This window comes from Pseudomonas sp. TE3786 (genome assembly GCF_054057335.1).
Genome location: NZ_JBSRZF010000017.1, coordinates 115750 through 129090, shown reverse-complemented (window position 1 = coordinate 129090; position 13341 = coordinate 115750). Strand labels below are relative to the sequence as shown.

11 protein-coding genes are annotated in these 13341 nt (G+C 61.8%); 3 read left to right on the top strand and 8 right to left on the bottom strand.

Going from position 1 to position 13341, the window contains the following annotated elements:
- Positions 1-171: 171 nt before the first annotated feature.
- A complete protein-coding gene (locus ACVW0Y_RS18415) occupies positions 172-1725 on the bottom strand; it encodes a sigma-54-dependent transcriptional regulator (RefSeq protein WP_457440224.1) in 1554 nt (517 codons plus the stop codon).
- A gap of 256 nt (positions 1726-1981) precedes the next feature.
- Here ACVW0Y_RS18415 and phhA point away from each other — a divergent pair, with 256 nt between their 5' ends.
- Genes phhA through ACVW0Y_RS18400 form a run of 3 tightly spaced genes read left to right on the top strand, consistent with a single transcriptional unit; the run spans position 1982 to position 4343 of the window.
- On the top strand, positions 1982-2767 hold the full coding sequence (phhA, locus tag ACVW0Y_RS18410; protein WP_457440222.1) for a phenylalanine 4-monooxygenase: 786 nt from the start codon (positions 1982-1984) through the stop codon (positions 2765-2767).
- A gap of 23 nt (positions 2768-2790) precedes the next feature.
- Positions 2791-3147, top strand: coding sequence for a 4a-hydroxytetrahydrobiopterin dehydratase (locus ACVW0Y_RS18405; RefSeq protein WP_457440220.1), 357 nt, complete (start codon positions 2791-2793; stop codon positions 3145-3147).
- Positions 3144-4343: an amino acid aminotransferase gene (locus tag ACVW0Y_RS18400; RefSeq protein WP_457440218.1), complete on the top strand. Its 1200-nt coding sequence runs from the start codon at positions 3144-3146 to the stop codon at positions 4341-4343. Before ACVW0Y_RS18405 ends, ACVW0Y_RS18400 begins: the two co-directional genes overlap by 4 nt.
- 50 nt (positions 4344-4393) lie before the next feature.
- Here ACVW0Y_RS18400 and arfB read toward each other — a convergent pair whose 3' ends face one another.
- The 7 genes from arfB to ACVW0Y_RS18365 form a co-directional block, all read right to left on the bottom strand.
- Positions 4394-4807, bottom strand: a complete 414-nt coding sequence (arfB, locus tag ACVW0Y_RS18395) for an alternative ribosome rescue aminoacyl-tRNA hydrolase ArfB (RefSeq protein WP_108097172.1) — start codon at positions 4805-4807, stop codon at positions 4394-4396.
- Positions 4808-4929: 122 nt separating this feature from the next.
- Entirely contained in the window at positions 4930-6339 is a 1410-nt protein-coding gene (locus tag ACVW0Y_RS18390; RefSeq protein ID WP_457440216.1) for an amino acid permease, read from the bottom strand.
- A 116-nt stretch (positions 6340-6455) separates the two neighbouring features.
- Positions 6456-7100 carry a maleylacetoacetate isomerase gene (gene maiA / locus ACVW0Y_RS18385; protein WP_457440214.1) on the bottom strand — a complete coding sequence of 215 codons (645 nt, stop codon included), beginning with the start codon at positions 7098-7100 and terminating at the stop codon, positions 6456-6458.
- 3 nt (positions 7101-7103) lie between these two features.
- Positions 7104-8087, bottom strand: coding sequence for a fumarylacetoacetate hydrolase family protein (locus ACVW0Y_RS18380; protein WP_457440212.1), 984 nt, complete (start codon positions 8085-8087; stop codon positions 7104-7106).
- 13 nt (positions 8088-8100) lie between these two features.
- Entirely contained in the window at positions 8101-9240 is a 1140-nt protein-coding gene (locus ACVW0Y_RS18375) for a homogentisate 1,2-dioxygenase (protein ID WP_457440210.1), read from the bottom strand.
- A 14-nt stretch (positions 9241-9254) separates the two neighbouring features.
- Positions 9255-10352, bottom strand: coding sequence for a 4-hydroxyphenylpyruvate dioxygenase (gene hppD, locus ACVW0Y_RS18370; RefSeq protein WP_457440208.1), 1098 nt, complete (start codon positions 10350-10352; stop codon positions 9255-9257).
- Between the two features lie 476 nt (positions 10353-10828).
- Entirely contained in the window at positions 10829-13249 is a 2421-nt protein-coding gene (locus tag ACVW0Y_RS18365; protein ID WP_457440206.1) for an EAL domain-containing protein, read from the bottom strand.
- Positions 13250-13341 lie beyond the last annotated feature (92 nt).

Here is a 13341-nt window from a genome sequence, read left to right as displayed (position 1 = left end):
GCTCGTTATATAAACGCTCCAGCACCGCCTTCTCGTACCCCGACAATATCTCGGTAGATCCTGGATCCCAGCCTGCGCTGGGATGACGGAGGTTTCTGCCAACACCACCGTCGTCCCAGCGCAGGCTGGGACCCAGAATAATGGGCTGGACGTAGCGGGTCAGGTTTCCGCTCACTCCCTCCCCAACCCATATTGCCGAAGCTTGTTGGCAATCGTGGTATGCGAAACCTCCAGGCGTTTGCCCAGCTGTCGACTGCTGGAATGCTCGTTATATAAACGCTCCAGCACCGCCTTCTCGAAGCGCCCGACAATCGCTTCCAATCCGCCCTCCAGGGAAAAATCCCCCAGCGGCTGTGGCGCGCCATAGTCCGGCAGGCGGATATGTTCGGCCTTCACCAACACCCCATCGCACAGCGACACCGCCTGAAACAGCACGTTTTCCAGCTGCCGCACATTGCCCGGCCAGTGGTAATGACTCAGGCGCTCGAAGGCCGGCGGGGCCAGCTTGGGCAGTGGGCAACCGATCTGCCGGCTGGCCTGGTCGAGAAAGTGCTCTGCCAGCGGCATCAGACCGTCCAGGCACTCACGCAGCGGCGGAATATGCAGGCTCAGCACATTCAGGCGGTGATAGAGGTCCTGGCGGAATTCGCCTTTGCTGCAGAGCTCGGAAAGGTCAACCTGGGTGGCGCAGATCACCCGCACATCCAGGTACACCTCTTCATCACTGCCCACCCGGCGAAAGCAGCCGTCCTGCAGAAAGCGCAGCAGTTTGGCTTGCAAACGCGGGCTCATTTCGCCGACGCCATCGAGAAACAAGGTGCCGCCAGCGGTCAGTTCCAGCAGCCCCAACTTGCCCTCCGGCCGCGCCCCTTCGAAAGCGCCAGGGCCGTAACCAAACAGCTCAGTCTCGGCCATGGACTCCGGCAACCCGGCGCAGTTGAGCGCCATAAAGGGTGACTGCCCACGCGGGCTGGCCAGGTGGCAGGCGCGGGCGAGCAGTTCCTTGCCGGTGCCGGTTTCGCCCTCGATCAACAGCGGCGCATCCAGCGGTGCCATGCGCCGTGCTTCGCGCACCACGGCAGCCAGCACGCGGGAGCTCTGGAAGATGCTGTCGAAACCGCGCAGCTCCTGTTTGCGCACATGGTAGATGCGCTCCCCCACGCGGTCGGCGCGGTGCAGGGTCAGCACGGCGCCGGCCATGGCGTCGCTTTCCTCGTGTTCGGTTTGCAGCGGGGCGATATCGGCGAGAAACACATCGCCCTTGATCTTCACCCGCAGGCCGTTGATCCGCGACTTGTTGGCGCGCACCAGCTCAGGCAAATCGAAGTCTTCGGCATACCGCGACAGCGGCATGCCCGGCACCTCATCCACCCGCACGCCAAGCAACTGGGCGGCGGCACGGTTGGCGGCGACGATGGAGCCGGCCATATCGATGGACAGCACCGGAAACTCCAACGCGCCCAGCAGCGCATTCAACTCCAGGTGCTTGCGCTCGCTGGGCATCAACCCCACGCGCTTGACCCCGAATACGCCGGGGATGGCTTCGAACTTGGGCCGCAGCGATTGGAATTGCAGATTGATCAGGTTCGGGCAGTGCAGATAGATGGCATTGCCCTGCTCGCCGCCGACTTCGCCGCGGGCCACGTTGATGCCGTACTCGACCAGCAGATTGAGGATGTCGCGAAGAATGCCAATCCGGTTCTGGCAATGAACTTTGATACGCATGGCGGAGCTCGTTTTTGTTGTTGTAGTCGCCGCCTACATCGGAAAAATCTGACGATGCGGCGCGAATTTCGTAAAGGATAGTTTACGAATTAGCGTGCCAGCAACACGCCGCCTCGCCACTTGCGCCAAGCCGTCATCATTTCTTTACGAATTTTCCGCGCCCAATGCCCCGCCTCCCCCCGCCACTGGGCTGAAAACCCGCACGCCACGGGTTATTCCTACTCCTACATAACAACAAATACCCAGTGAGGCAGCGATGAAGCAGTCGCAATACGTGGCACGCGAACCGGATGACAGCGGCTTTATTCACTACCCCGAAGCCGAACATCAGGTGTGGAACACCCTGATCACCCGCCAGCTCAAGGTGATCGAAGGCCGCGCCTGCCAGGAATACCTGGATGGCATCGAGCAACTGGCCCTGCCCCATGAGCGCATTCCGCAACTCGACGAAATCAACCGCGTGTTGCAGGCCAGTACCGGCTGGCAAGTGGCGCGGGTGCCGGCGCTGATTCCGTTCCAGACCTTCTTCGAGTTACTCGCCAGCAAGCAATTTCCCGTCGCTACCTTTATTCGCACCCCTCAAGAACTGGATTACCTGCAAGAGCCGGATATCTTTCACGAAGTCTTCGGCCACTGCCCGCTCCTCACCAACCCCTGGTTCGCCGAATTCACCCACACCTACGGCAAGCTCGGTCTGGCCGCCAGCAAAGAGCAGCGCGTGTTTCTCGCCCGCCTGTACTGGATGACCATCGAGTTCGGCCTGGTGGATACGCCCCAGGGTCGCAAGATCTACGGCGGCGGCATTCTGTCCTCGCCCAAGGAAACCCTCTACAGCCTGTCGCAAGCGCCGGAACACCAGGCCTTCGACCCCGTGGAAGCCATGCGCACGCCCTATCGCATCGACATTCTGCAGCCGCTGTATTTTGTGTTGCCCGATCTCAAGCGGCTGTTCGATCTGGCCCATGAGGATGTGATGGCCATGGTTGCCCAAGCCGCCCAGCTGGGTTTGCACCAGCCGAAGTTTTCACCTAAAGCTGCCTAAGCCTTTTTCTACAGGAACCGCCAATGACTGCCCTGAACCAAGCCCACTGCGAAGCCTGCAAAGCCGATGCGCCGAAAGTGTCCGATGAGGAACTGGCGCTGCTGATCAAGGAGATTCCCGACTGGAATATCGAAGTCCGCGACGGCGTACTGCAGCTGGAAAAGCTCTATGCCTTCAAGAACTTCAAACAGGCCCTGGCCTTTACCAACGCCGTCGGTGAAATCGCCGAAGCCGAAGGCCATCACCCCGGCTTGCTGACCGAATGGGGCAAGGTCACCGTCACCTGGTGGAGCCACTCGATCAAAGGTCTGCACCGCAATGACTTCATCATGGCCGCGCGCACCGACCAGATGGCCAAGACTGCGGAAGGTCTGAAGTGAGCCATTTTGGCCAGGTGCCGCGCGTACCCGGCGACCCGATCCTCGGTCTGATCGACGCCTACCGTAACGACCGCAACCCGCACAAAGTCGACCTCGGGGTCGGCGTGTACAAAGACCCACAGGGCAACACGCCGATATTGCGCTCGGTAAAAATCGCCGAGCGCCATCTGCTCGATAGCGAAACCACCAAGAGCTATATCGGCGGCCACGGCGACCCACTGTTTACCCAACACCTGGCGCGCCTGGTGTTCGGTGCCGACTCGGCGCTGCTCGACGGCAACCGCGCCGGGGCTACGCAAACCCCCGGCGGCACCGGCGCCCTGCGCCTGGCCGGCGAGTTTATCCGCCACTGCCTGCCGGGCCGCGGAATCTGGCTAAGCGACCCGACCTGGCCGATCCACGAAACCCTGTTTGCCGCCGCCGGGCTCAAGGTTCATCACTACCCCTATGTCGATGCCGCCAACCAGCTGGTGTTCGACGCCATGCTGGCGGCCCTGCAGCAGATACCCCACGGCGATGTGGTGCTGCTGCACGCCTGCTGCCACAACCCCAGCGGCTTTGACTTGAGCCAGGGGCAATGGTGCCAGGTACTGGACGTGGTGCGTGAACGTGAACTGCTGCCGCTGATCGACTTCGCCTACCAAGGCTTTGCCGAAGGCCTGGAAGCCGATGCCTGGGCCGTGCGTCTGTTCACCGCCGAGCTGCCGGAAGTGCTGATCACCAGCTCCTGCTCAAAGAACTTCGGCCTGTACCGCGAGCGTACCGGTGCCTTGCTGGTGAGCTGCGCCAACGCCGAGCAGCTGACGGATATGCGCAGCCAGTTGGCAGCGATTGCCCGTAACCTCTGGTCGACACCGCCGGCCCATGGCGCGGCCGTGGTGGCGCAGACTCTCGCCGACGAGAGCCTGAAGTTGCTGTGGCAGGAAGAAGCCGAGGCCATGCGCGTGCGCATTGCCGAGCTGCGCCAGGGCTTGCTGACGGCGTTGCAGCCGCACGGCTTGGCTGAGCGGTTTGCCCATATCGGCCAGCAGCGCGGGATGTTTTCCTATACCGGATTGAGTGCTGAACAGGTCAAGCGCCTGCGTGATGAACACAGCATTTATATGGTGGGCACGGGGCGCGCCAATGTGGCGGGGATGGATGCTCGGCACTTGGAGTATCTGGCGGCGGCGATTGCCGAAGTGAGTACGTCGTAGCCGGTAAATCACCGCGCCTGATTCCCAGAATTTCGCAGGTTACGCCGCACTCAAAAATCCACCTTACCCCTACCCGCCTTGATCGCCCCCCGCTGACTCTTACCTTCCAGCCGGCGCTTCTTCGAACCCAAGGTCGGCTTGGTCGGCCGGCGTTTTTTCTCGACCTTGCTGGCCGCCAGAATCAGTTCCTTCAAGCGCTCCAAGGCATCGGCGCGGTTCTGTTCCTGAGTGCGGTATTGCTGAGCCTTGATCACCACCACACCATCACTGGTGATGCGGCTGTCGCGCCATTCCAGCAGGCGTTCCTTGTAGAACGGCGGCAGAGACGACGCGTTGATGTCAAAACGCAGGTGCACGGCGCTGGAGACTTTATTGACGTTCTGCCCACCCGCACCCTGGGCGCGGATGGCGCTTAGCTCGATGTCGGTATCGGGCAGATGGACGTTGTTGGAGATCACCAGCATGGAAGAAACCGGGCGTTGAACAGAACCGCAGAATAACGCAGCTTGCTTTTTGGGAGGGGCTTTAGCCGCGATGCTTTTGATTTTAAAAGCTCGCGGCTAAAGCCCCGCCCACAGGGACCGAGTCAGTCAGTAACGGCCTGCAACGCTGCTGTTTTAGCCCGCGCCAGCTTCACCCGGTAGCAGCCCCACATGATCACCAGCCACACCGGAATGGCGTACACCGACACCTGAATCCCCGGAATCAGCAGCATCACGCCGAGAATAAACAGCACGAACGCCAGACACAGGTAGTTGCCGTAGGGGAACAGCAAGGCGCGGAAGGCGGTGCGCACGCCGTCTTTATCCATTTGCTGGCGGAATTTCAGGTGCGAGTAGCTGATCATCGCCCAGTTGATCACCAGCGCCGCCACTACCAGCGACATCAGCAGTTCCAGGGCGTTTTGCGGCACCACGTAGTTCACCACTACAGCGAGGAAGGTCACCAGCGCCGAAAGCAGCAAGGCATTCACCGGTACCCCACGTTTATCCACCTCGGCGAACACCTTGGGCGCATCGCCCTGCTCGGCCAGGCCCAGCAGCATGCGGCCATTGCAGTAGGTGCCGCTGTTGTACACCGACACCGCCGCCGTCAGCACCACGAAGTTGAGCAAGTGCGCGGCGGTGTTGCTGCCCAGCAGGGAGAACACCTGCACAAACGGGCTGCCGCTGTAGGGGTCACCGGCGCTGTTGATATGTTCCAGCAGCAGGTTCCAGGGGGTCAGCGACAACAGCACCACCAGGGCACCGACGTAGAAAATCAGGATGCGGTAGATCACCTGATTGATCGCCTTGGGAATCACGCTTTTCGGCTGGTCGGCCTCGGCGGCGGTAAAGCCGAGCATTTCCAGGCCGCCGAAGGAAAACATGATAAAGGCCATGGCCATCACCAGGCCGCTGACGCCGTTGGGGAAAAATCCGCCATGGGCCCACAGGTTGCTGACCGTCGCCTGCTCACCGCCGGTACCGCTGAACAGCAGATAGCAGCCCAGGACGATCATGCCGACGATGGCCACCACCTTGATCATGGCGAACCAGAATTCCGCCTCGCCAAACAGCTTTACGTTGGCCAGGTTGATGGCGTTGACCAGCACGAAAAATACCGCTGCCGAGGCCCAGGTCGGTACGTCCGGCCACCAGTAGTGAATGTACTTGCCCACCGCGGTGAGCTCGGACATGCCCACCAGGATATACAGCACCCAGCAGTTCCAGCCCGACAGAAAGCCGGCGAAACCGCCCCAGTACTTGTGGGCGAAATGGCTGAAGGAACCGGCTACCGGCTCTTCAACAATCATTTCACCGAGCTGGCGCATGATCATAAAGGCGATAAAGCCGCAGATGGCGTAACCGAGGATCATCGATGGCCCGGCGCTTTTCAGCACCCCGGCCGAGCCCAGGAACAACCCGGTGCCGATCGCGCCACCGAGGGCGATCAGTTGGATATGGCGGTTTTTCAGGCCCCGTTTGAGGTGGCCGGAGGAAAGACTGTCATGCATGTAACGTCACCTATTGTTTTTATCTGTGACGGGATCGGACCCGCCTGGCTTGTGGCTAGGCGGAGTTTCGCAAGGCGCTTGTAGCGGTTCAGCCTTGGTGCGGTCGGGCGCTGTTCCTACAGAACGGCGTCGGGCTGCACCTCGGGCGCGGCGTTTACGAATGCCGGTAACGAGTTGCAGCGCTCGACCACAGCGAGAATGCGCGGGTACGCATGGAGGTCACAGTTAAAACGGCGCGCATTGTACACCTGCGGAATCAGGCAGGCTTCCAGTAAACCCGGCCGTTCGCCCAATGACAGCGGCGTGGTCATTTGCGCCAATCCCTGCTCCACCGCCGCCAGGCCGGTTTCGACCCAGTGGCGATACCAGGCATCTTTGGCTTGCGCATCGATACCCAACTCACCCGTGAGGTACTGCAACACCCGCAGATTGTTCAGCGGGTGAATGTCGCAGGCGATATGCAGGGCGATGCTACGGATCTGCGCGCGCTGGCCATGCTCGCGGGGCAATAGCGCCGGTTGCGGATAGCGCTCTTCCAGATATTCGAGAATCGCCAGGGACTGAGCAATGCGCTGACTGCCATCCACCAGCAACGGCAGCAGCCCTTGCGGGTTCAGGGTCAGGTAATCGGCGCTGTGCTGCTGACCACCCTCCTTGACCAGGTGCACCGGCACCGCCTGGTACGCCAGGCCCTTGAGGTTGAGGGCGATGCGCACCCGATAGGCCGCGCTGGAGCGCCAGTAATCGTAAAGGGTCAGCATGGCTCAACCTCGGTAGCGGGTTACCAGCTGGTCGATGGCACCGAAAATGCTCTGCCCGGCACCGTCGAACATCTCGATGCGCACCCGGTCGCCAAAGCGCAGAAACGGAGTTTGCGCCTCGCCATGCGCGATGATTTCCAGCATGCGTTTTTCTGCCAGGCAGCTGCTGCCGGCGCTGCGGTCGTAGTTCGACACGGTGCCGGAGCCGACAATGGTGCCTGCGCCCAACGCCCGGGTTTTCGCTGCATGGGCCAACAGGGTGGGAAAGTTGAAGGTCATATCGGTGCCGGCATCCGGCTGGCCGAACAGCTCGCCGTTGATATGCGAGGTCAGCGGCCGGTGTACCTTGCCGTCGCGCCAGGTGTCGCCCAGCTCATCCGGGGTGATCGCCACCGGCGAGAAGCTCGACGAGGGTTTGCTCTGGTAGAACCCAAAGCCCTTGGCCAACTCCCCCGGAATCAGGTTACGCAGCGACACATCGTTGACCAGCATCAGCAACTGGATATGCCCGCCCGCCTCGGCACTCGAAACGCCCATCGGCACATCGTCGGTCACCACGGCTATCTCGGCTTCCAGGTCGATGCCCCAGGCTTCGTCGGCCATCAGGATCGGGCTGTGGGGGGCGACAAAGGTGTCGGCACCGCCCTGATAGATCAGCGGGTCATGCCAGAAACTTTCCGGCATTTGCGCGCCCCGGGCTTTGCGTACCAACTCCACATGGTTGACATAGGCGCTGCCGTCGGCCCAGTGATAGGCACGTGGCAAAGGGCTGGCGCAGGCACTCTGGTCGAAGGCAAAGGCCTGGCCTTCGAGGCCATCGTTGAGGCGTTGGTACACCGCCTCCAGTTTTGGCCGGGTGCTGGCCCAGGTATCGAGGGCGGCCTGCAGGGTGGCGGCAATGCCCGGCACCTTTACCGCGCGCACCAGGTCGCGGGAAACGACAACAAGCTGGCCGTCACGGCCGTGATTCAGAGAAGCAAGTTTCATGGTTCGGTTTCCATTAACGGGCAAGACCTGGCGCACGCCAGGAGTCCACATAGGCCGGCACATCCACGGCCGCGGCCGCTTCGCCAATCTCCAGGCCACGGCGGGTATCGATCATCACCGCCACTTCCTCGACAAAGGTCGCCGGGCTTTCCTGGCTCTTTTTCAGCGCCTTGGGGTGCGGGCCATGGGGGAAGCCGCAGGGGTGCAAGGTGACCATCCCGGCCTCGATATTGTCGCGACTGAAGAAGTTGCCACGGTGGTAGAACAGCACTTCGTCGTAGTCATCGTTGTTGTGATAGAACGGCACTTTCAACGCGCCGGGGTCGCTTTCCACCGGGCGCGGGGTAAAGGTGCAGACCACAAAACCATTGGCCACAAAGGTGGTGTGCGCCGACGGCGGCAGGTGGTAGCGATGGCTCATCACCGGGCGGATATCGCGCCAGTTGAGGCGCACCACAGTGTTGTCGCCATGCCAGCCGACCACGTCCAGCGGGTTGTAGGGGAAGGTCACGGTGCTGATCTGGTTGCGCCGCTTGATGCGGATCTGCCAGCTGTTTTCGTCCTGCTGGGCCTTGAACGCCTCATCCAGACGCGGATGGTCGAGCACCGCCGCATCGAAGATCGCGTGGGGGCCGAGCAGGCCCTTGTCCGGCAGCTGATAAGCGCCGTCAGTATTTTCGATCAGCAGAAAAAAGCTCGGCGCGCTGGCCTCGATACGCCAGGCGGTGCCACGCGGAATCACCAGGTAGTCGCCGTCGCGGTATTCCAGGTGGCCGAAGTCGCAATAGAAATGCCCGCTGCCCTCGTGCACAAACAGCAGTTCATCGCCGTCGCTATTGCGCACCAGATGGCCCATGGCACCGTTGCACTTCCACACGCGAATGCGCACATCGCTGTTGTGCAGCGCCAGCGGCGCGGCCAGCGGGCAATCGCTTTCGCTGGGCACCCGATTCAGGTCGAACGCATGCGGGCGCAGCGGCCCCTGCCAATCCACCCAACCGGTGGGCGGGTGCTTGTGGTGCAGGTGCGCGGCGGGGCCGAAAAAGCCCTCGCGGCCCATCTCGCGCTCGTAGGTGCCCTCGGGGAAATCACAGTGCGCCTGGCGCGAACACTCGCCTTCACGCAGGGGAAAACTGATCCAGTTGCGGCTCATGCTCAGCTCCTCGTTCAATCGGCCGCGATCACGCCACGGCGCACCTGGTCTTCTTCGATGGACTCGAACAGCGCCTTGAAATTGCCCTCGCCAAAGCCCTGGTTGCCTTTGCGCTGGATGATTTCGAAGAAGATCGGGCCGATCACCGTATTGGTGAAAATCTGCAGCAGAATGCCGTCATCCCCTGGCGCGCCGTCGATCAGCAGGTTGAGTTCCTGCAGCACCGCGGTGGGTTCGCTGTGACCGGCCACACGGGTGTCGACCTTGGCGTAATAGGTGTCCGGCGTGGTCATAAAGTCCACGCCGTTGGCGCGCAGCTGGCGCACGGTGGCGTAGATATCGTCGCTGGCCAGGGCAATGTGCTGAATGCCTTCGCCGTGGTACTCACGGATAAATTCCTCGATCTGCGACTTGTCGTCGGCCGACTCGTTGATCGGAATACGGATCTTGCCGCAGGGTGCGGTCATGGCCCGCGACAGCAGGCCGGTGAGCTTGCCTTCGATATCGAAATAACGAATCTCGCGGAAGTTGGCGATGCGCTCGTAGAAGCCGGACCAGACGTCCATCTGCCCGCGGTTGACGTTGTGGGTCAGGTGATCGATTTCGCTGAGGCCGACCGCGTTGTCCTGCGGGGTGCGGCCTTCGATGTACTCGAAATCGACGTCGTAGATGCTCTTGTCGCCGTAGCGGTCCACCAGATACAGCAAGGAGCCGCCGATGCCTTCGACACAGGGAATATTCAGCTCACCGAAGTTGGCGTGGCTGCCCACCAGCTTGGCACCCTGCGCTTGGACATAAGCCGCCGCCTGCGCCGCGTTCTGTACCCGAAAAGCCATGGCGCAGGCGCTCGGGCCATGCTTGAGGCCGAACTCGCGCACATGCCCGCTGGGGCTGCCGTTGAGCACAAAGTTGATATCGTTCTGCTGAAACAGAAACACTTCTTTCGAGCGGTGCTTGGCGGTTTCGGTAAAGCCCATGGCGGTGAACAGCTCACGCAGCTGCTGGATGCCTTCGGGCGTCGGTGCGGTGTATTCGACGAACTCGAAACCGTCGGTGCCGATGGGATTGTGGGCTTCGATAGGGGTAGGTTGGCGAGCGTGCAGGGCGTTCATTGCGCCTCCTTGGATTGTTGTTCTGCGTTGGCCGGGGCGGCCTCTGCATTTATAACAACCTGTGGAGGAGCGGCTCACAAGGTGGGGGTGGGCTGGGGGGATGGGGCTGTGGGATTGGGGTGGCAATTAATCCTTACGGGGGTTTTGAGGGCGGTGTTTGCCTGCTCGATTCTGGATTCCAGCCTGCGCTGGAATGACGTAGGTTTTGTTCAGCTATCACCGTCGTCCCAGCGCAGGCTGGGACCCAGAATTTCGGCACGCCACGCAAATCCCCAGCAAACCACCCCGCCAAACCGTAACGAAAACTTGCCAATGCGGCCCGGATTCTTGCCGCTGCTCTGCCTGAGGACCCCATGCGCGGCTTTCAAGAGCAAAAGCATCGCGGCTGAAGCCGCTGCTACCGGTGATCGCGATCCAAGGTGGGAAAGGCTTTAGCCTCGATTGGGCCGGCCTGTAAACGCTGGAACCGGCCGCTCCTACAAGACCGAGAGCGCTGGCTCCACTCCCCCCGCGAAGCGAACTGTGGCGTCAAACGGCAGCGGCTTGGCAATCGCATAGCCTTGGGCGTAATCCACCCCCACTTCGGCCAGGGCGTGGAGGATTTCCGGGGTTTCGACAAATTCGGCGATGGTCAGCTTGCCCATCACATGGCCGATCTGGTTGATCGACTCGACCATCGCCCGGTCGATGGGGTCATCGAGCATGTCTTTGACGAAGCTGCCGTCGATCTTCAGGTAATCCACCGGCAGATGCTTGAGGTAGGCAAATGACGACATGCCAGCGCCGAAGTCATCCAGGGAGAAACGGCAGCCCAGGGTTTTCAGTTCACTGATGAAATGCATGGCGCTGCCCAGGTTGGCGATGGCGCTGGTTTCGGTGATCTCGAAACACACCTGCGGCGGCGGGATATTGAACAGCGCGAGCTGCTCGCGAACAAAGCCGAGAAAGGCTTCATCGCCAAAGGTCGGCCCGGACAGGTTGATGGCGCAGGTGGCAATCGGGTCGCTGTCCTGGCTGGCCTGGCGCTGGGCCAATACGCTGAAGGCATGGCTGACCACCCAGCGGTCGATCAGGGGCATCAGGCCATAACGTTCGGCCGCCGGAATAAAGCGGATCGGCGGCACCAACTGGCCGTCTTCGTCGCGCAGGCGCAGCAACAATTCAACGTGCGCACCGGTGCCGTGCTCGGCGGCCACCGGGGCGAGCTGCTGGTAGTACAGGCAGAAACGCTCCTCCTCCAGCGCGGCATGGATGCGCTGTACCCAGGCCATCTCGCCAAAGCGGTTGGACATTTCCGAGTCATCACTCTGGTACACCTGCACGCGGTTGCGGCCCTTTTCCTTGGCCATATAGCAAGCCATGTCCGCCGAGCGCAGCGCCTCGGCCAGGGTGATGCGCGACTGCGCCAGGCTGACCAGGCCGATACTCACGCCAATGCTGAAATTGCGCCCGTCCCAGGCGAATTGCAGATCCTGCACGGTAATCCGCAACAGCTCGGCAATCCTTGCCGCTGGGGCCGCGGGGCAGTTCTCCAGCAAAATGCCGAACTCATCGCCGCCCAGCCGCGCCAGGGTATCGCCTTCGCGCAGGTGCTCCTGCAGCAGCACGCAGACCTGCCGTAACAGTTGATCGCCAGCGGCATGCCCGCAGGTGTCGTTGACCACCTTGAACTGGTCGAGGTCGAGAAACATCAGCGCATGCTGGCCGGGATGGGTTTCCAGGCGGGCCAAGGCACTGTCCAGGCGTTGCTCGAATTCGCGGCGGTTGGCCAGGCCGGTCAGGGCATCGTGGGACGCCTGCCAGGACAGGGTGTCGATGTATTGGCGCTCGCGGGTCATGTCGTGCAGCACCAGCACCGCCCCGGCAATGTGCCCGGCGATCTCGATGGGCGCGCCGACCAAGGCCACCGGCACCTTGCTGCCATCCAGGCGGACCACGTGTTGGGCATGGGCGCTGCCACTGATTTCGCCGGCCAGAATCTGCGCCAGCAAGGGCGCATCGGTCAGTTGGCTATCGGAGTCCTGCAGATGGAACAGCGTCGCCAGTTCCCGCCCGCGAGCCTGCTCGATGCGGCAGAGCACCAGCTCTTCAGCGGCCGGATTCATATATTCCAGACAGCCATGCTGGTCGGTCCGAATCACCGCATCGCCAATCGAGGCCAGGGTGGTTTGCGCCCGCTCCTTCTCGGCGCGCAGCGCAACGTCAAAGGCCTCGCGCTGTTGCAGCAATTTCAGGGTGCGCAAGGTGGCCAGCAGAATCAGCACCACGGCCGCCAGCACATTGGCGGCCAGCAGCAGTTGCTGAATAAAGCGCGAGCCTTCGCCCAGGGTGTCCGAGAAAGCCTTCGCCACCGGGGTGACTTGCAGGTTGATCGCATAGATCTGCCCGTTCCAGGCCTGGATCTGCGCTGCGCTGGCGGTGCCGGCACCAATGGCCTGGTGCATCTGCGCGGCCACGTCCTGCAAGGCCAGAATAAAACCGTCGCCCACCTGCCAGAACTCGACGGCGCGGGCCAGGTAACTGAAGTGGCGAAAGTCGCGGTACAACCAGATCAACCCGGGCACATCCTGCGGGTGCGTGCCGCCGCGCAAAAAGCCTTCGGTAGCAGCGCGGTAATCCGGATTGGGCAAGTCCATGGCCAGACGTGCGGCGTGGTCGCCCAAGGGAATGGCAATGGCCGCCTGGTAGGCGCGGTAATCGGCTTCATCGAGGGTATCTGCGTACAGATGCAGATAGGAAAACGCGTCTTTCTGGCCCTTGGACCACAGGCTCTCGCCGGTGACATAAGCGCGCACCGACGACATCACCTCCAGGCTGATACCCGCCAGCAAAGCCTGCAGCACGACAATGGCGATAAAAGGCCACACCAACACGAACAGGCGACGCTTGTCCCGCATTCGACAGTGTCCCGCACAATCCTTATGAAGCGTGGCGCCTGGCGCACACGCATATCCGCCAACACCGCCTTTGCTGCGCGGCAGTTTTTGCA